The 19,139-nt window shown below is 62.5% G+C and carries 17 protein-coding genes; 5 read left to right on the top strand and 12 right to left on the bottom strand.

The genetic code is table 11. The features are described from left to right. Positions 1–210: 210 nt before the first annotated feature. The 12 genes from EO136_RS11555 to EO136_RS11500 form a co-directional block, all read right to left on the bottom strand. Positions 211–630 (bottom strand): ion channel, encoded by a 420-nt coding sequence (locus tag EO136_RS11555; RefSeq protein WP_206513319.1) that lies wholly within the window; start codon positions 628–630, stop codon positions 211–213. Between the two features lie 200 nt (positions 631–830). Further along, entirely contained in the window at positions 831–2,123 is a 1,293-nt protein-coding gene (locus tag EO136_RS11550) for a PRC-barrel domain-containing protein (protein ID WP_127144571.1), read from the bottom strand. A 145-nt stretch (positions 2,124–2,268) separates the two neighbouring features. Next, on the bottom strand, positions 2,269–2,673 hold the full coding sequence (locus tag EO136_RS11545; RefSeq protein ID WP_127144570.1) for a TIGR02588 family protein: 405 nt from the start codon (positions 2,671–2,673) through the stop codon (positions 2,269–2,271). After that, positions 2,673–3,527: a TIGR02587 family membrane protein gene (locus EO136_RS11540; RefSeq protein ID WP_127144587.1), complete on the bottom strand. Its 855-nt coding sequence runs from the start codon at positions 3,525–3,527 to the stop codon at positions 2,673–2,675. The genes EO136_RS11545 and EO136_RS11540 overlap by 1 nt, the downstream gene beginning before the upstream one ends. 83 nt (positions 3,528–3,610) lie before the next feature. Next, on the bottom strand, positions 3,611–4,519 hold the full coding sequence (locus EO136_RS11535) for an ABC transporter ATP-binding protein (protein WP_127144569.1): 909 nt from the start codon (positions 4,517–4,519) through the stop codon (positions 3,611–3,613). Then, positions 4,516–5,553, bottom strand: coding sequence for an ABC transporter ATP-binding protein (locus tag EO136_RS11530; RefSeq protein WP_127144568.1), 1,038 nt, complete (start codon positions 5,551–5,553; stop codon positions 4,516–4,518). The genes EO136_RS11535 and EO136_RS11530 overlap by 4 nt, the downstream gene beginning before the upstream one ends. A 4-nt stretch (positions 5,554–5,557) precedes the next feature. Beyond that, positions 5,558–6,418 carry an ABC transporter permease gene (locus EO136_RS11525; RefSeq protein WP_127144567.1) on the bottom strand — a complete coding sequence of 287 codons (861 nt, stop codon included), beginning with the start codon at positions 6,416–6,418 and terminating at the stop codon, positions 5,558–5,560. A gap of 3 nt (positions 6,419–6,421) precedes the next feature. Continuing rightward, positions 6,422–7,426, bottom strand: a complete 1,005-nt coding sequence (locus EO136_RS11520; protein WP_127144566.1) for an ABC transporter permease — start codon at positions 7,424–7,426, stop codon at positions 6,422–6,424. Between the two features lie 75 nt (positions 7,427–7,501). Then, a complete protein-coding gene (locus EO136_RS11515) occupies positions 7,502–9,409 on the bottom strand; it encodes an ABC transporter substrate-binding protein (RefSeq protein WP_127144565.1) in 1,908 nt (635 codons plus the stop codon). A gap of 167 nt (positions 9,410–9,576) precedes the next feature. Continuing rightward, on the bottom strand, positions 9,577–11,085 hold the full coding sequence (arfA, locus tag EO136_RS11510; protein WP_127144564.1) for an arabinosylfuranosidase ArfA: 1,509 nt from the start codon (positions 11,083–11,085) through the stop codon (positions 9,577–9,579). 111 nt (positions 11,086–11,196) lie between these two features. Next, complete coding sequence (locus EO136_RS11505; RefSeq protein ID WP_127144563.1) at positions 11,197–12,126, bottom strand: ArsR/SmtB family transcription factor; 930 nt, start codon at positions 12,124–12,126, stop codon at positions 11,197–11,199. A 116-nt stretch (positions 12,127–12,242) separates the two neighbouring features. Then, complete coding sequence (locus tag EO136_RS11500) at positions 12,243–13,346, bottom strand: LacI family DNA-binding transcriptional regulator (RefSeq protein ID WP_127144562.1); 1,104 nt, start codon at positions 13,344–13,346, stop codon at positions 12,243–12,245. A 289-nt stretch (positions 13,347–13,635) separates the two neighbouring features. Between EO136_RS11500 and EO136_RS11495 the strand changes: the two genes are divergently transcribed. From EO136_RS11495 to EO136_RS11475, 5 genes are read left to right on the top strand one after another with little or no spacing between them, the layout of a single operon-like run. Then, complete coding sequence (locus tag EO136_RS11495; RefSeq protein WP_164730552.1) at positions 13,636–15,243, top strand: ABC transporter substrate-binding protein; 1,608 nt, start codon at positions 13,636–13,638, stop codon at positions 15,241–15,243. Positions 15,244–15,303: 60 nt separating this feature from the next. Further along, positions 15,304–16,239, top strand: coding sequence for an ABC transporter permease (locus EO136_RS11490; protein ID WP_127144560.1), 936 nt, complete (start codon positions 15,304–15,306; stop codon positions 16,237–16,239). Then, positions 16,240–17,121: an ABC transporter permease gene (locus EO136_RS11485; protein ID WP_206513318.1), complete on the top strand. Its 882-nt coding sequence runs from the start codon at positions 16,240–16,242 to the stop codon at positions 17,119–17,121. After that, a complete protein-coding gene (locus tag EO136_RS11480) occupies positions 17,114–18,094 on the top strand; it encodes an ABC transporter ATP-binding protein (RefSeq protein WP_127144559.1) in 981 nt (326 codons plus the stop codon). The genes EO136_RS11485 and EO136_RS11480 overlap by 8 nt, the downstream gene beginning before the upstream one ends. Then, the gene (locus EO136_RS11475; protein ID WP_127144558.1) at positions 18,091–19,110 is read left to right on the top strand and encodes an ABC transporter ATP-binding protein; all 1,020 of its coding nucleotides are present in this window, start codon (positions 18,091–18,093) and stop codon (positions 19,108–19,110) included. The genes EO136_RS11480 and EO136_RS11475 overlap by 4 nt, the downstream gene beginning before the upstream one ends. Positions 19,111–19,139 lie beyond the last annotated feature (29 nt).

Below are 19,139 nucleotides of genomic sequence, written 5' to 3'. Positions count from 1 at the left end.
CGCTGCAACAATTGCGCGCGAACGATCGCTGGCCTCCAGGGATTCGATGATGTCCCAGTGCTAGAGCATGTCCTGTTCTGATTGAATCAGAACAGGAGCTCCAAGTTTTTGATTTATGGCGCTTCCGAAGCGGAAAAGTGTCTCCACTTTTCCTGGAATCACTCCAGGCACCCTTTTCCTGGAGCAGAAGAAGCCGGGCGCCCGTGGTTCTCAGTCGGGGCCGTTGCGCATCAGGGTGTAGGCGAAGGAGGCGGTCCAGCCTATGAGGGCGAAGCCGTTGAGGGCCTGGATGCCCGAGAGGACGCGGAACGCGCCGGTGGGGTAAATGTCGCCCACGCCCAAGGTCGTGTAGCTCATGAGCGAGAAGTAGAACGGGTCGATAAAGCCGCATTCGCGTTCACCTTCCAGCCCGCCGATGGCCAGCCAGTCCTCGGCCGCCCAATAGACGCAGGCATAGGCAAAGATCGAGACGATCTGGGCGAGGAACATGGCGCACATGCCAAGGAGCGCCCCAAAGTGTCTGGGGACGCCGCTGCCTGAAAGTAGGGCGCGGGTGCCCATCATGGCCTGGAAATGCAGGGTGAGCGAGAACCCCACCATCAAACCCGATATCACTGTCGCCGTAAGCATTATCCTCTGCCTCTTGAGAAAAAGGCCCGTGCGAGAGCACGGGCCTTTCGTTATTTCGCGATGACGGGGAGGGCTGTCCACCCCGTCCATAGCTGGCTTGGAGCTGGTCCCATTTTGATTGAATAGCGACTGGAGCCCCAAATCTCTGCTCTGTCGCGTTTCCGAGCCGGAAAAGTGTATCCACATTTCCTCGAAACGCTTTAGGGCGTGCCGATCTCGACCTGCTGATCGGTGTCGATCTGCTGCGCCGCGTCGCCTTCGAACTCGGGCAGTGCGTCGATATCCTGCTGGGTCATGCCGCGCATGACGAGCTGGCCATCCACGACCGACATGGAGTCGAGCGGCAGGGCAACCTCTTCCTCGCCCATGCCCAGAAAGCCTCCATGCGCGAGGACGGTATAAGCACGGCCCTCGACCATGACGAGACGGTCTACGGTGCCCAGTTCCTGGCCTTCGGCGTTGATAACATCGCGGTCGACGATGTCGGCAACGCTGTAGGGGCGGGGCTGGCCGGCCTCCATCTGCCGGTCTTCATCGGCCAGAAGCGCAGTCGTGGACTCCTCGGAGGTGTCTGCACGCTCGTCGTTGGTGCCCTGCGCAGCGGTCTGCTGCTGCCGGTCTGCCTCCGGCTGGCTATCCTCGGCCCGCTGATCGCCGGCCTGGCGGACCTGGATGTCGGGCTCGCCGGATTCGGTGAACTGGATCTGGGGTTCGCCCTCCTGCTCGACCTGAACGTTGGGCTCGGCGGACTCGTAGCGGATATTGGGTTCCTGCTGCTGAACGTTGACCTGGGCTTCGCCCTCGGCGGGCTGCTGGACGACCTGCGCCTCACCCTGCTGGACCTCGACGTCGGCTTCCCCGTCATCTCCGGTCTCGGGCTGGGCCTGCACCTGCACCTGGGGTTCGCCCTGATCGACACTGACTTCAGGCTGGGCCTGGCCGACTTCGACCTGAGGCTCGGGGGTGGCCACGTTCACGTCCGGCTCGGGCATCGTGATGATGATCTCGGGCGCGGGCTGATCTATGGTGATGGTGGGCTGGGGCACCTGAACGCGCACGTTCGGCGAGGTCTGGCGCACGAGCACGTCGGGCTGACCCTGGTTAACGTTGACCTCCGGCTGGCCCTGGGACACCGAAACTTCGGGCGCGGGCTGCTGGACGCTGACTTCGGGGTCGGGCTGGGTGACGACGATGCGTGCTTCTGCTTCGGCGTCCGCGCCCTGGCCCTGCACACCCTGCTGCTCATTGTCGAGCGCGGTGCGCGCCTGTTGGTAATACGTGTCGCATTCCTGTGCCGAGGCGCCCTGCACAACGCCATCGGCTTGCCGGATCCATTCCTCCTGGAGGCGATCGGGGTTCTCCTCAATCAGCACGGCGAGCGCTTCGCAGCTCTGACCCTGTTGGGCAAGCGCGTCGCTCTCCTGGGTCAGTGCCGCGGTTGACGCTGTTCCAAGCAAGGATGCGGCTAGCACCGTCATGAACGTACGGTTCATTTGTGTCTCCCTTTCGAGTGTTTAGACCGGGTGGGCAATGAGCCCCTCGCTGCGACGTTCCAGATGCGCAATGAGCCGGGCGCGAGACCAACCTGGGTTATGTTACGGCGTTCAAGGGTGCTCGCCCGGGATCCGATCGGGGGTGTCAGGGGTGTTCGTAGCCGTTGGCGAGGAGCCGCAGCGTGTGGTCGCGAGGATCGTTTTCAAAGATGAGCCCGCCCTTTCGCTCCGATTGCTGGGGCAGGTAGGTCACCGTGGTTTCGCTCTCCTCGATCACCTCAGATCCGTCGAGAAGTCTTCCGCTCACCAGAAGGCCGGCGGCAGTGGAATTGCCGTGATTGCGTGCGGTGAATTCCACGAGATAGCCTTCGGGCATCGGGCTCGTCGCCGTGGGGGTCACCGATATCTGCGGCGGCGTTTCCGGGTGGGTGATGCCGTACCAGACCATGTAGCCGATGGTGGCGGCGACCAGCACCATCCCCAAGCCGGCAAAGGCCCATTCCAGAATCGAGGTGGGGTTCGGCCTTTGCTGTCCCGAACTCGGACCCATCACAGCACCAGCCGCGCGGCAGCGGCGCCGATCGCGCCGGGAAAGGCCAGGACGACGGTGGAGCTGATGATGGCCGCCAGGGACGTGCCGTCGGTGCGTCCGAACAGCCAGAGCGTGCCCAGGCTGACCAGCAGCACGACCGCATAACCCCCGAAGGTGAAGCGCACGAAGGTGCCCAGGGTGGATTTGCCTTCAAGGGACGTGCCGCCGCGGAAGTCGAGGGTGTAGACAAAGGCGTGCATGAGGACGAGCGAGAGCACCACCATCGTCACCTGATGCCAGACCGACATCTTGTAGGCGATCAGCACCATTTCCTCGGTGGGCGCGACGTTGAGCGAGAGAAACAGCGCGCCGACGCCCATGATGAAGAGCTCGCTCCAATAGGATGGGTTCTGGTTCTGAACTTCGGTGGCCTCGGTGCGCCCGCCGAGCTGGCTGCGTCCCAGCATGGCCCCGATGCTGGCTGGCACCAATTGCACGGCGATCTTGCCCATGATTTCCCTTGGCGACATGCCGAATTCGAGCAGGCCGAACAGAAAGAGGCTTGCACCGGAGGCGAAAGCTGCGACGACGACGGCGACGAAGACGTCCGCGATATCGTCGCGCAGGCGCGTGGTGGGGCGAAAGCCCCCGAACCTCGAGAGCCCCAGAAGCAGGGGCAGGGTTACAATGAGCAGTGCGGCGATCCGCCAGGGGTCGAGCGAGAAGCCCAGCGACCACATTTCCATGGTCATGAGCATCGGCATGGCAAAGATCAGCGCTCCACCGAAGGCTCTACCGACCCCGATGAGGAGCGAGCGTGTGGATTCGGTCTCGTGGGTGCTGGTGTTTTCGCTCAGGATATGTTCGCGCATGCGTTCCCGCTTGGCCATGTTCCCGTCCGGATCGGCGGAAGCGACACTGAAGAACGGGCAGGGGCGTGCGTGCGTTCCGACGCTTACTCCCGGACCATGCGCCCGTCGGGCTTTTCGACCAGGCGGCCGCTGCCTGCGTTCTCCCAGGCTGCCCTGGCGATGGAACGGTCGGCCGGTTCGAGAACGCCCTGGCCGGCGTTTTCGGTCGAGAGCACCGATTGTTTGAGGAGGCGGGAATAGGGGTGTTGAGGCGTCTCGAGGACCGGGCGGGCGGGGCCCATTTCCACCACATGGCCCTTCTGCATGATCATGATGCGGTCCGAGATGTAGTACGCGGTGGCCAGGTCGTGGGTGATGTAGATCACCGAGACCCCGAACGTGTCGCGCAGGTCGCGCAGAAGGTTGACGATCGACATGCGCAGCGAGGCGTCGACCATCGAGACCGGCTCGTCCGCGATCAGCAGCGCGGGTTCGGGGATGAGGGCCCGCGCGATGGCGACGCGCTGGAGCTGGCCGCCCGAGAGCTCGTGGGGAAAGCGGCCCTTTATCTCGGCGTAGCTGAGGCCGACCTTCTGGAGGGCGCCGTCCATGGCGTCCTCGATCGCGGTGCGGTCCTTGAGCCCCAGAAGGGTGCGCGCGGTCGCCTCGAGATAGCGCTCGACCTGCTTGAGCGGGTTGAACGCTTCGAAGGGGTTCTGGAAGACGGGCTGGACGCGGCGCATGAAGGCAAGGCGCCTCGCGGCGTTCCGGCGCTCCTCGGCGCTCGATCCCTCGAAGACGATCTGGCCATCGCTGGGATCCTCGAGCCCCAGGATCATGCGGGCGAGGGTGGTCTTGCCCGATCCGGATTCCCCGATGATGGTGAAAATCTCGGGCGTGCCGCTGGCCAGGGTGAAGCTGACATCGACCACGGCATCGGTCTGCTTGCGAGACAGGATGCCGCCCATGGCAAAGCGCTTGGAGACGGCGGTGACATCGAGAAGGGCGGTCATGGGGTCACCTGTGCGGGCTGGCCGGCGACCGGGGCGAGGGGTTTTACCTCATCGGCGCGCCAGCAGGCGCTGCGATGGCTTTGGCCCACCGTCTCGAGGGGCGGCACCTCGGTCTTGCACTTGTCGATGGCAAGGGGGCAGCGGGGGTGAAACCGGCATCCGCTCGGGGGATCGGCGAGATTGGGCGGGCGGCCTTCAAGCGCCGCCTTGGTGGTGGTGTCCCCGATCCGTGGCAGGCTGCCCACGAGATGGGCGGTGTAGGGGTGCTTTGGCGCGGTGAACAGCGTGCGGGTCGGCCCTTCCTCGACCAGCCGGCCCGCATAGACGATGCCGATGCGATCCGCGATGTTGGCGTGCACGCTCATATCGTGGGTTACGAAGACCACGGACGAGCCCATCTGGCGCTGGACGTCCCGGATCATGGCGAGCACGTCCTTTTGCACCACGACGTCGAGTGCGGTGGTCGGCTCGTCGGCGATGATGAACTCGGGCTGGCAGACCGTGGCGAGCGCGATGGTGACCCGCTGGCGCATGCCGCCCGAGAGCTCGTGGGGGTAGGCCCTGAGAATGTCGGGTGAAAGGTTGAGCCGTTCGAGGTGGGCGCGCGTGCGCTCCCAGAACGTCTTTTTGTCCACGCCCATGGGCTGGAAGGCGAAATCGGAGAAGCTGTGCCTGATCCGGCGCACCGGATTGAGAACGCTCATCGACCCCTGCATGATATAGGAGAGGTGCTTCCAGCGGATGGCGTTCACCTCCTCGCTGGACGCCTTGTAGGGATCGATCTCGATGTCGCCGAACCGGTAGGTGAGCGCGCCGTCGACCACTTCGAGGGGTGGGCGGATGGCGGCGGCAAGCACCTTGATGAGCGAGGTCTTGCCCGAGGAGCTTTCCCCGGCAATGCCGTAGACCTCGTTGCGGCGGATCGAGAGGGTGATGTCGTCCACGGCGCGGACCTCGCGGTCGATGCCGAAATAGGCCATCCGGTAATAGGCCTTGAGGCCCTTCACTGTGAGAATATCGGTTGAATCGGCCATCGGTTCACGCGCCTCCCATACGACGCAGCCTCGAGCGCGGGTCGATATATTCGTTGAGCGAGACCGTGAGCAGGAAAAGCCCGATGAACAGTGTCACGATCAGGATCACCGGGATCAGGATCCACCACCAGACGCCCACGATCATGGCCGAGTGGTTGTTCGCCCAGTAGAGCGTGGTGCCCACCGTGGGGATGTTGAGATTGGTGAAGCCGAGCACCGCGAGCGTCACTTCCATGCCGATGGACCAGATCATGTTGGCGATGGCGGTGGCCAGGACGATCGGCATCACATAGGGCAGATGCTCCTCGAACATGATCTTGCGCGGGGTCATGCCCGAGAACGTCGCGTGCCGGGTGAACTCGCGATGGCGCAGCCCCAGCGAGACCGAGCGGATCAGCCGCGCGTCGAAGGGCCAGCCCAGGCACCCCATGATGAGCGCCAGCGTGAACATGTCGAGATTGCTGCGCAGCACAAAGTAGACGAGGATCAGGATGGGGAAGATGGGCAGCGACACGAAGATGTCGTTGAAAAACATCAGGACCCGATCCACCCAGCCGCCCAGATAGCCGGCCAGCAGGCCCACGGTGATCGAGATGATCCGGCTGATCGCCGCGACCATGACCCCGAAGGTGAGGGTGTTGCGGAAGGCGTAGCTGAGCTGCCAGAACAGATCCTGCCCGCGTGAATTGGTGCCGAACCAATAGCTCAGCGACGGCGGCATGTCGGGCGGCACCACATAGATCATGGTCGGGCCGACGGGCGCAAAGAAGCTGGCAAGGGCAAAGAGCGTGATGATGCCGACCAGAACGCACCCGATGGCGAATTCGATGTTGTAGCGCGTGAGGTCCCTGATGATTGCGAACATCGGCTATTTCACCTTTACGCGCGGGTCGAGCAGCGGGTGGATGAGGTCAATCACAAAGATCGCTCCGGCCACGGCGATGACGGCGATCGAGGACACGGCGAGAACCAGCGTGGTGTCGCCGGCATTGACCGCGTTTACCAGAAGCGAGCCAAGCCCGGGATAGGCGAAGACCTGTTCGGTGATGATGGTGCCCGAGAAGATGCCCCCGAGCGCCATGGCGAGGCCGGTGAGCTGGGGCACCATCGCGTTGCGGATCACGTAAAAGAAAACGACGCGCTCGGTGCGGACCCCGGCCAGCTCGGCATAGGTGACGTAGTCCTCGGTCACGATGTTGGAGACCATGGCCCGCATGCCCAGAAACGAGATGCCGAGCCCCACGATGACCAGCGACGCGGCGGGCAGGATCGAGTGGTGGATCACCGAGGCGATGAATTCGAAGGTGAAGCCGGGCCGCACATTGATCGAAAAGCCGCCCGAGATGGGCATGACGGGCCAGAAATACCCGAACAGCAGCACCAGCAGGAAGGCGACGATGTAATAGGGGATCGGCTGCACGCCCATGGCCAGCACGCCGAAGGCCTTGAGGAAACGATTGTTCTGATAATACCCGCCGAGGCCGCCCAGGATGTTGCCGATGGTCCAGCTCAGCAGGATCGAGGTGACGAGCAGCCCGACCGTCCAGGGCAGGGCGCGCATGACCAGATCGATGGCCGGGGTGGGGAAGGCGAGCAAGGACGGGCCAAGGTCGCCGACCAGGAAGCGTCCCCAGAAGTTCAGGAATTTTTCGTGCAGCGGAAGGTCGGTGCCGAACAGCGCCGCTAGGGCGTCGCGCAGGTCCTGGATGGCGAGCGGATCGCCGCCCGATTGTGCCGCCACGCGGTTGACGATCATGTCGACGGGCGAAATCGGCGAGAGATGAGTGATGAAGAAGGCGGCCGAGATGCCGGCGAAGACGACCGCGGCCAGTTGCAGGAGCCGCTTGAGGACGAAAGTGAAATAATCTCGCATGCCTGAACTGGGACCTCTGGAGATGGGAGAGGGCGGTGCCCGGCCCGAAAGCCAGGCACCGCGCCCCGGGAGGTTCTACTGTGCGGGTTCGAGCTGGGTGAAGATGTAGCGCGAGTTCGCCCAGTTGGTCACAGGGTTGGCATAGGGCCGCTCCACAGCGTCGGGGAAGCCGGTCCAGTACTGCTCGGAATAGGCTGCGAAGACGTTGTAGCTCATCATTGGAATGATGGGCATTTCATCGACCATGAGCCGAACGAAGTCGTAGCCGAGTTCGAGGTTTTCCTGGGTTCCGAATTCGGTGACGCGCAACTCGTCGATGATGCGGTCGAGTTCGGGATGCTCGAAGCGCTGGAAGTTGCGCGCAGGCTGGCGTTCGCCAGGCTCAACGATGAACTCCGAGTGCCAGCTGTCCAGGAAGAACGAGAGGTCCGGGTCGCCGCCCCAGGACTCGATGGTCCAGGAGGTGATGGCCTCGAAGTCCCCGAGGTTGAGGGTGGTTCCGAAGATCACGGGATCGACCTCTGCGGTCACCGCCACGCCGGCCTGGCTCCACTGTTGGGCCGCCATTGTGCCGAAGCGGTTGATGACGCCGGTTTCCGCCGTCTTGAGCGTGAAGCCGAAGCGTTCGCCATCGGGGGTATACCAGTCATTGCCCTGCCGGGTGAATCCGGCATCCTCGAGCAGCTCACCGGCGGCTTCCAGGTTCTGGGCCCACCAGCCATAGCCGAAGGCCTGGCGGATTTCGGTTTCGTCGGTGGGCACCGCGTCGCCGAACTGCGGGCGGACCATCTCGGCGACCTGCAGTCCGATGTCGGGATCATAGGGATTGATGACCGAGGAGCCCGTATCGAGCTCGTAGTCGATCAGCCAATCCTGCAGGGGCTGGTGATAGTCCGCGAGATGGGTCCCGGTGGGCGGGATGGCGATGGGCGAGAGCGTTGCCGCGCCCCGATAGGACGCCATCGAGATCTGCCGCGCATCGAGCATGAGCGCCAGGGCCCAGCGCACGCGCCGATCCTCGAACAGCTCGTTCTGGTTGTTGAAGATGATCGAGGGCAGCGTGGGATCGGGGTGGGCATATGGGAAGCCCGGGAACCAGCCGCGGGCATTCTCGTCCTGATCCACGAGGCTGAACATGGCCTCGGGCGTCAGGTCGTGGATCATGTCGAGATTGCCGTTGACCATCTCGATCAGGCGGTTGTCGACGTTCGGGATCGAGCGATAGATGATGTACTGGGGGCCGGGCTCGCCATACTGGGCCAGCGAGGTGCGCTCCCAGTCTTCACGCTTTTCCCAGACATACCAAGCCCCGTTGGGATCGTAGGAATGAAGGGTGTAAGGGCCCAGGCCGACCGGCGGATTGAAGGCGTTGGCGGTGGGGTCCTCGGATTGCTCGAAGATGTGCCTGGGCATGATCCAGGTCGCGTTCCAGCGCACGGTGAACGTGGAATGGAAGCGCGAATTGGGCTCGTTGAGGTGGAAAACGACGGTGTAGTCGTCGATCGCTTCCACGCTTTCCACATTGCGGTTGAGACCCGCGGCGGCGCCGAAGGCCGGATTGCTCTTGAGAGTTTCGACCGTATAGACGACGTCGTCTGCGGTGAATTCCACGCCATCGGACCAGTACAGGCCTTCCCGGAGGCGCACCGTCATCTCGGTGAAATCGTCATTGTATTCCCACTGGTCTTCCGCCAGCGAGCTGTAGAGCGATCCATCCAGCCCCTCATTGGGGTCGATGTACCAGAGGGTGTCCATCATAAGCTGATGGAGGCCGCCGGCCTGAACCTGTCCGGCACCTGCAACCCAGATATTGAAGAAGTCTGGATTGGCCGCCGGATTATCCGGATTGTGCACGATCAAGGTCTGTTCGCGGGGAAATTCCGTTATCGGCGGCAGGTCCACCGCTGCGTTCTGAGCCAATGCCGCACTGCCCACCATAGCGGCGAGGGCAGCCGACGCCATAAGCGTCTTCCACGTTCTCATCATCGTCCTCCCATTCGAGAAGGCGCTCCTCTGCGCCTGACTATGAATGCTACCTTAGTCTTGGTATCTGTCAACATGTTTGGCGATATAGATCATAGTATCGGATACAAAAGCGGACGGCTGTCGTGTCACCGGTCGAAAGTGACCGACGCGTGGGGAGAGGGTGGTCAGCCTCCTATTCTGATCATCTGGTAGGAATAGGGTGGCAGGGAAACCGTTAGCCTGCCCCCTCCCATCCGAGCGCCGCTGCCGGCGCGGGGCGCGACTTCGTCGGGCCTGTCTTTGGAGTTGACCGCATTGATATCGGAATGGGTCAAAACCTGGTGATCGAGAAGGCTCATGTGGTCGAAGCCGAGCATATCGACGTCCAGCTCGATCGCCTCGGTGGGGTGCCGGTTGACCGCAAAGACCGACACGCCGCCATCCTCGGTGTGGACCGCGGCGACGTCGGCGTACTTCACATTGCTGAACTGGTCGCTGTCATAGGTCGGGCAGTCCACGGCGAGGTCGAGCGCGGTGCCGCGTCCGAACCGCGATGCGAAATAATAGGGATAGTAGATGGTCTGGCGCCAGGCCGGGCCGCCGCGCTCGGTCATGATGGGCGCGATGACGTTCACGAGCTGGGCGATGCAGGCGATCTTGACCACGTCCGCCTTGCGGATGAAGGCGTTGAGGATCAACCCCACCTGCAGGACGTCCTCGAAATTGTAGATGTCCTCGAGAAGGCCAGGGGCGTGCGGCCAGCCATCGCCGCCTTGGAGAATCGCGCGATCCTGCTGGCTCGAGTGATACCAGACGTTCCATTCGTCAAACGAGATGTAGACATCCTTTTTCGAGCGTCGCTTGGCTTTGACGAACTGGATCACCCCGGCGACGGTATCGATATAGGTCTCGAGCTTGCTGGTGAGCGCCAGGTAGTTGCCCGTGTTCTTCTCGTGGTTGGCGAAATACATGTGCAGCGAGATGTAATCGACCACGTCATAGGTGTGTTCCAGGACGGTTGCTTCCCAATCTGGATAGGTGGGCATGCCCGAATGGCTCGAGCCGCAGACCACGAGTTCGAGCCCGGGGTCGAAGGCGCGGATGGCCTTGGCCGTCTCGGCGGCCAGGCGCCCATACTCGGCGGCGTTCTTGTGGCCGATCTGCCAGGGGCCGTCCATCTCGTTGCCAAGGCACCAGAGCCGGACGTTCCAGGGCTCCTCGCGACCATTGGCACGGCGCAGATCGCTCCAGTAGGAGCCTCCCGGGTGGTTCACATATTCCACGAAGTTGCGCGCCGCATCGAGCCCGCGGGAGCCCAGATTGACGGCCAGCATCATCTCGGTGCCGACCGACTGGCACCAGTCTGCAAATTCGTGGATCCCGACCTCGTTGCTTTCGGAGGTGTGCCAGGCCAGATCGAGCCGCACCGGGCGATCTTGCCTGGGGCCGATACCGTCTTCCCAATTGTAGGCGGAAACGAAATTGCCGCCGGGATAGCGCACCACGGGAACGTCGAGTTCGCGGACGAGGTCGATGACGTCCTCGCGCATGCCGTCGGCGTTCGCGGTGGGGTGGTTGGGCTCATAGATGCCCGAATATATGGCCCTGCCCAGGTGCTCGAGAAACGCGCCATAGATTCGGTTGTCGATCGTGCTGATCGTGAAATCCCGGTGCGCCGTGGCGGTGGCCTTCATCATCATCCTCCCAACATATTCCGTTTATCGGATTTATATCGGAAAAGATGATTGCAGGGTCAGCGGTTGTCAACGACCGAATGGCCATCGCCCGCGGGAAAATGGATATGGTCAGTCGGCCTTGTCGATCCGCATGACGATGTCCTGATCGTAATTGCCGAAGCCCCGGCCGAAAATGTTGATCCCGCCCGGATGACGGGCGTCGTCACGGATGCCGACCCGCAGCCTGATGGAATGGTGAGCGCTCACATCGAGGTCCGCGAGGGTGACGCCCGAAATCCGGACGCCATCGACGAAGCTGCCCGTGCCGTTGACCCGGAAGGTCTTGAGCTTGCCGTATTGCGAGCCCTTGAGCTTCCACCAGTCTGGGGTGTAGACGCCGCGCTTGTCGCCGTAATCGCCGGGCGAGGTCCAGGTCCCCACTTCGATGCCGTTGACCCAGACGGTGATGTCAGAGGGCCAGTCGGCGCTGGTTCCCGGTACTTCCGAGGAGAGCTCCATGGAAAATTCGATGGCCTCGATCTCGGTGTTGGAGAGCTTGGCATTGTTGGGGAACTGGTACTCGATATGGCCTCGGGTGAACCACAACAGGCTGGCGCGCATGCGCTCGGGGTCGAGGAAGGTGTCGGGCACGTCCAGAAGGCCCACAACTCCGTCCGGAGTGCACAGGCCGCACGGGGCGATGACTTCGCAATTGGTGTAGAGCCCGAGCGGCATGGCGACCTCGATATGTCCGCTCCGCGCCGGTCCCACCGCATCCTTGAAGGCGATCAGGATCTCGTCGAAATTGGAATGACAGATTTTCTGGTTGCCCTTGCGCGCCTTGAGAATGTCCGAGCGGATAAGGTCGGCCTCCTCGAGAATCGAGACATTGGCCGAAACCGTGGATTGGGGCAGCTCGAGAATACGGGCGATCTCGTTGATGTTCTGGGAGCCCTGCTCATGAAGGAGCTTGAGGATCCGGATCCTGACGGGCGAGGCAAGGCCCTTGAGCACATCCATCCCCTGCTCGGGGTCGATCACCAAAAAATTTCGGGACATGTATTCACGATTCCCCGGGTAAGATTCGCAGAGCTGTATCAGGGTTTCGGATAAAGTCCAATCGCGACGGACGATGGCAAAGGGCGGCCTTGCAACCGAGCAGGCCGAGAACAACGTCAGCCGCCGTTCCTGTTGGTGCTCTGGCGGGCCATGACCTCGAAACCCATGTTGCGGATCTTCTGGTCGTCGGGACGACCATCGAGCGCCCGGCGGATCACCTGCACCGATTCGAACCCGATTTCGTATCTCAGCGTGCGCAAGCTGGAGAGTGAAGGATGCGCTGCGGCCATCAGGTCGAGATCGTTGAAGCCACAAATGCCAAGTTGATCGGGCACCGCGATGCCCCTGGAATGGGCTTCGAACAGCACACCGATGGCCAGGATGTCATTGTTGCAGAAGACAGCGTCGGGCGGTCTGGGAAGGTCCAGGGCGTCAGACAGCATCGCTCGGCCCAGTCCCGGGCTCGAGAACGGATGGGACCCGAAACGCCGGTTCGGTCCGGCCATGGTGCTCCCGAGATCGAAGCTGACCCGGTCCTCGACCCTGAAGATCAGGTCCGGCCTGTATATGCCGGCCTCCCGGGTGGCCTGTTCGAAGCCCCTCAGGCGGCCTTCGGCACGCTGGTGCATCCAGCCGGTGAAGAACGCCAGCCGCTCATATCCCTTTTCGATCAGGTGGCGGGTGGCTGCGTAGCCGGCGTCCACATGGGAGTATCCGACGATCCGGTCGATGGGGTCGTCGGAAACGTCCATGATCTGGACGACCGGGCAGCCGGCACGCTCGAGCAACTGGCGGGACGCCTTGCTCTGATGGGTGCCAGAGACAATGACGGCGCTGGGGCGCTGGCGCAGAAACACGCGCAACAGGCGTTCTTCCTCTTCGGCGTCGTATCGGGTGTTGCCGATCTGGACCTGCAGAGGGGTGCCCTCCAGGCCGTCATAGATGCCTTTGACCACTTCGGAAAAGATGTGCTGGGTCAGTGTAGGCACGAGAACCACAACGACATCGGAGGATTTGGAGGCCAGGGCGCGGGCGCTGAGATTGGGAACATAGTTGAGTTCTTCTACCGCGCGCTCCACGCTGGCGCGCAACGCGTCTGAGACCAGGTGGGGCGTTCGCAAAGCACGGGAGGCTGTCATAGTGCCGACGCCGGCAAGTGCCGCAACCTGCGCTATTGTGGGGCGGCCGTCTCCCCGCCGCTTCCTCGAATTCCCACTCATCCGTCCGGCCCCCCTGCGTTGCCCGTGTCCCATGGCATTTGTATTTCACATTATAAGCGATGGTCACACAAGAACTCGAGGTGGCCGGAAACGGGGGCTTGATGGTGCGGCGGGAAGCAGCTTGCAGCCGTCCGGATGCGAGTTGGAAACTTTGCGAAATCGAAGTTGACACCCCGCGCACGGTAGCGCTACCGTGACGTGCGGCTTCCGACAGGGAGAATTTTCGTGAGGGTCAATGGAGTCGCATCCTGCTGCATTTGGTAGCGGTACCTTAGGAGGACAACACGCAATGAAACTCAATCGGCGTCATTTTTTGGGCGGCTCCGCAGCTCTTGCGGGCTTCGGTGCTATGCCCGCAATCACGCGCAGTGCCTTCGCGCAATCGGATGACATGCTGCGCATGGCGTTCTCGGCGCGCGGCAACAACACGCTCGACCCGGCCAAATCCATCCAGGGATCGGACGAATGGTCGATCATCCACATCTTTGACAAGCTGGTCGAGCTGCCGAGGGGCCGGTTTGCCCTCGACAACAGCGAATTCCGACCGAGCCTTGCCACGTCCTGGGAGGTCTCCGAGGATTCAACCGCATGGACGTTTCAGCTTCGCGAGGGCGTCCAGTTCCACAAGGGCTATGGTGAGATGACGTCCGACGATGTCGTCTTCACGTTCGAGCGGCTGCTCGATCCCGAGCAGATCGGCACGCGGCGCGTACTGTTCGAGAACATCTCCTCGATCGAGGCCGAAGGCGACTATCAGGTGACCTTCCGGCTCTTTACGCCTGATCCGCTGTTCCTGTCCGGGCCCTTGAGCTCATATGCGTCGAGCATCGTTCCGCGCGCTGCGCTGGAAGAGAAAGGCGAAGGCTTCGAGAGAGATCCTATCGGCACAGGGCCATACGTGTTCGAGCGACTCGATGCCGATCCCTCCCAAGGCGTGATCATGGTGGCCAATGAGGACTATTTTGACGGCCCGCCGGCGATGCCGCGGCTGCAGGCGCAGTACATCCTCGACACTACGGCGCACACTCTGGCGCTGATGTCGGGTGAGGTGCACATGATCGAAGGCGTGCGGGGTCCGGGCTGGGTGCCCTCCATCCAGCAGCAGAACCCCAATCTTCTCTTCGACGTCGCTTCGCCGGGAAGCTTCTTTTCGCTGCACCTGAACCTCACCTATCCGGATTTCGAGGATATCCGCGTCCGGCAGGCGTTGTTCTATGCGATCGACCGGGACGAGATCGCGGCGGCCATGGCGCCGATCAGTCAACGCACATACGGCGTGCTTCCGCCCAGCTTTCCGGGCGGTTTTACCGACGAGACAATCCCCGACGAGATCCGCTACGACTACAGTGTCGAACGGGCCCAGCAGCTCCTGTCGGAAGCCGGCAAGGAAGGTCTCTCGTTCAACTGCTTTACCAGCCAGCGTGAGGATTACAGCTCGGTCACCCTGATCGTGCAGGAACAGCTTCGCCGCGCCGGCATCGACATGCAGCTCAACATCATGGACCACACCGGCTATCACGCGGAGAATAACAAAGGCGTCAACACGCTTTCACAGCGCTCCTCGGCCTATCCGCCGGTGCCGACCCAGCCCTATCTCGAAATGCTCAGTGCGGATGCCGCGGCCAAGGAAGACGGCTCGGGCGGGCCCAATTTCAGCCAGTATGGCGTGGAAATGCCGGGTATCGACGACTTGCTCGATCAGGCCAACAACGAGCCCGACTTCGACGCGCGCCTCGAGTTGATACGCCAGATGGACGAGCAGGTGATGTCAGACGCGGTCTACCTCCCCGTGTCAACGAACGGTTATCTGATCGTGAGAAGCCCGGACGTGGACCTTGGATATGAAATGGAGTCGGGCTTCGCACACTGGCGGCTCGATCAGGCGCGCCTGACCTAGACAACGGCATCGGCATCGGCTGCACTTCGGCTGTCCTGAGCATCCAACAAGGAAGTACCCATGTTCCGACTTGTCGCGTTGCGTATGCTTGATGCGATACCCACAATGCTGCTGGCGCTGACTCTGGTTTTCATAACCTTGCGCATGCTCCCCGGGGACCCGGCAATCGCCGCCCTCGGGGAGTACGCCACGCCCCAGCAACTCGAATTGTTCCGCGAGCAGATGGGGCTCAACCTGCCTCTCTGGCAGCAATACTTCGTGTTCCTGTGGGATGTCGTGACGCTCGACTTCGGGGAGTCGCTGATCAGCAGTTTTTCGGTGGGGCAACTGATCGCCCTGCATCTGCCCTTCACGATCGAGCTGACCATCGCGGCCATGCTGATGGGGACGATCATGGCGCTGCCGCTGGGGGTCATCGCCGCCACACAGCGGGGCAAGAGCGCCGATTCGAGCACACGCATCTTCGCGCTCCTAGGGTTCGCCGTTCCCGATTTCTATCTCGGAGCGCTGATGCTCATCGTCTTCGCCCTGAACCTGGGCTGGTTTCCGATCAGCGGCGGCGGGAGTGATTTCTGGGACCGCATGCACCACCTCGCGCTCCCCGCGTTCACGCTCGGCATCCTCAAGGCGGCGTTCCTGAGCCGGCTGACACGGTCCTCGCTGCTCGAGGTCCTCCAGAAGGACTACATCCGGACGGCGCGGGCAAAGGGGGGCAGGGAGAGGCGTGTCATCTATCGCCACGGACTGCGCAACGCGCTGCTGCCGATCGCCACGGGCCTGGGGCTTTCCACGCTGGCGACGCTGTCGGGGTCGGTGGCGATCGAGCTGATTTTCAATCGTCCCGGGCTTGGCAATCTGCTGGTGGGTGCCATCGAGCAGCGAGACTATCCGGTCATGCAGGCAGGGATCGTCGTGTTCGCGTTTTTCGTGGTCCTCGTGAACCTGGCTCTCGACATCATCTACATCTTCATCGATCCGCGCATCAGGAGCGAGTAAATGAGTGCCGTCGCTGAAAAACCTGCGCGCATGGACGACAACGGCCTGATCGTTCAACTCTGGGCGGCGATCCGGCGGGAGCCCATCACCCAGTTCTTCCTTTTCATCCTGATCATCATCATGGTCGTGGCGGCGTTCGCCGACTTCATTGCTCCCTACAATCCGGTCCAGCAGAGCCTCTTGCGTCTTAACCAGATGCCCTCGGCAGATCATTGGCTGGGCACGGACCATTACGGCCGGGATGTGCTTTCGCGGATCATCTACGGCGCGCGGAACTCGCTGCTGATCGGCATCATCTCGCCGATAATCGCGGCTGTCGTGGGCACTTTCCTGGGCGTGGTGGCGGGCTATTTCGGGGGATGGGCCGACCGGTTGATCAGCCGGGTGGTCGATCTGCTCCTCGCCTTTCCAGCGCTGCTGCTGGGCATTCTCGTGGCTGCGGCGCTGGGGTCGGGATTTTGGGACATGGTGGCTGTGCTCACGGTCGCCTTTGCTCCCCAGTTCGCCCGCATTGCCAGGGCATCGACGCTGGCGATGCGCTCCGAGCCGTTTGTCGAGGCGGCGGTATCGTGCGGGGTCGGTCCCCTGCGGATCATTGCACGCCACATCCTGCCCAACATTTCGGGCTCGATCGTTGTGGTGCTGACGCTCTGGATCGCAACGGCCATCCGACTGGAGGCTACGCTGAGCTTTCTGGGGCTGGGCACGCAAGCGCCCAATCCGAGCTGGGGCAACATCATCCGTGACGGGCTCAACAATATCTTCGGTTCGTCCTGGCCCATCATCGCGGCAGGTGCCGCAATCACACTTACCGTTCTGGCGTTCAATATGGTGGGCGACGCCGTACGGGACGTGCTGGACCCGGAGACGCGCGATGACTGAACCGGTTCTCAAGGTCGACAACCTGTCCATCGAATTCGGACCCGAGGGCGGAGCGCTGCGCGTCATCAATGATGTCAGTTTTTCTGTCGGCGCCGGAGAGTGTCTCGGGATCGTGGGGGAATCGGGGTCCGGCAAGAGCATGACCTCGCTCGCGATCATGCGGCTGATCCCGAGCCCTCCGGGCCGCATCGCGACCGGGCGCGTGGAGCTGGAGGGGCGCAACCTGCTCGATCTGCCCATGTCGCAGATGCCGGCCATTCGCGGTAACGACATCGCCATGATCTTCCAGGAGCCCATGAGTTCGCTCAACCCGGTGATGACGATCGGGGACCAGATTTCCGAGGCGATCATGCTGCACGAGCCGATGAACGCGCAGCAGCGGTATAAGAGGACCCTCGAAATGCTGACGCTGGTCGGCATTCCCGATCCCGAGAAGCGGTTCAAATCCTATCCTCACGAGTTTTCGGGAGGCATGCGCCAGCGGGTGATGATCGCCATGGCGCTTTCGTGCAATCCCAAGGTGCTGATCGCGGACGAGCCGACCACGGCGCTCGACGTGACGATCCAGGCCCAGGTCCTCGAGCTGATGCGCGACCTGCGCACCAAGTTCCAGACCTCGATCGTGCTGATCTCGCACGATCTGGGCGTGATCGCGGACATCGCGGACCGTGTGCTCGTCATGTATTGCGGGCGCGTGGTCGAGATCGCCAATGTCGACGAAATCTTCGCCGACCCAGCTCACCCCTATACCGAGGGCTTGTTGCGATCGATTCCCAGCGAAACCAATGAGGGCCAGCGCCTCTACCAGATTCCTGGCACGGTGCCCGCTGTCGCCGATCGGGGCACCGGCTGCACGTTCTACGACCGTTGTCCCAAGCGCATGGATATCTGCAAGAACGAGCTGCCACCCCATTTCAAGGTATCGGAAACGCACTCTGCGGCCTGTTTCGCCATACCGGAGGCATCGCGATGACCGAAAAGCTGCTTGAAGTCCGCAACCTTTCCAAAATCTTCGCGCCCCGGTTCCGGATCAATCCGCTCAAGAAGGACAGCTCGGTGCGGGCGGTCGACAATGTCTCGTTCGATATCGACCGCGGCGAGACACTCGCGCTTGTCGGGGAATCGGGGTGCGGTAAGTCCACCACCGGCCGGCTGGTGCTGCGCCTTCTGGACGCCAGCGAGGGTCAGGTGACCTTCGACGGGCAGAACGTCAATGCGCTCTCGTCATCGGAGTTGCGCAAGCTGCGCAGCCAGATGCAGATCGTGTTCCAGGACCCGTTCGGCTCGCTCAGCCCCCGCCGAACGGTCGAGCAGATCATCGCCGAACCCATGGCCGCATTCGGCATAACGCGCCGTGCCGAGCAGCGCGAGCGCATCACGACGCTGCTCCAGCAGGTCGGTCTCTCACCCGATGACATGAGAAAATATCCGCGCCAGTTTTCGGGCGGTCAGCGCCAGCGGATCGGGATCGCAAGGGCGATCGCTCTTGGGCCCAGCTTCGTGGTGGCCGACGAGCCGGTGTCTGCCCTGGACGTTTCGGTGCAGGCCCAGATCGTGAACCTGATGCAGGATATCCAGAAGCAGCACCGGATGGCCTATCTGTTCATTTCGCACGATCTTGCCATCGTCCGGCACATCGCCGATCGGGTAGCGGTGATGTATCTGGGGCGGATCATCGAGATCGGGCCCAAGGCGACGGTTTTCTCGGCCCCTCAGCATCCCTACACCCAGGCGCTGCTGTCGGCGGCTCCGGCCATCGACCCCAAGAAACGGGCGCGCCGGATCGTTCTGACCGGAGACGTTCCGAGCCCTTCGGCAATTCCGAGCGGCTGCAGTTTCCGGACGCGCTGCCCCCTGGCTCAGCCGATCTGTGCCCAGGAACAGCCCCCGCTCAAGACTGTGGCCGCAGGCCAGCTCACGGCGTGCCATTTTGCCGAACCCCATCCCATCAAGATCCAGTCCTCGCCCACACCCCTCACCACGGCCTGACTGATGGCGGTTCGACGGCGGTGTGGTTC

Source organism: Pelagibacterium montanilacus (genome assembly GCF_003992665.1).
GTDB lineage: Bacteria > Pseudomonadota > Alphaproteobacteria > Rhizobiales > Devosiaceae > Pelagibacterium > Pelagibacterium montanilacus.
The sequence above is the reverse complement of the archived record's forward strand: the minus strand, read 5'-3'. Positions and strand labels throughout refer to the sequence as shown.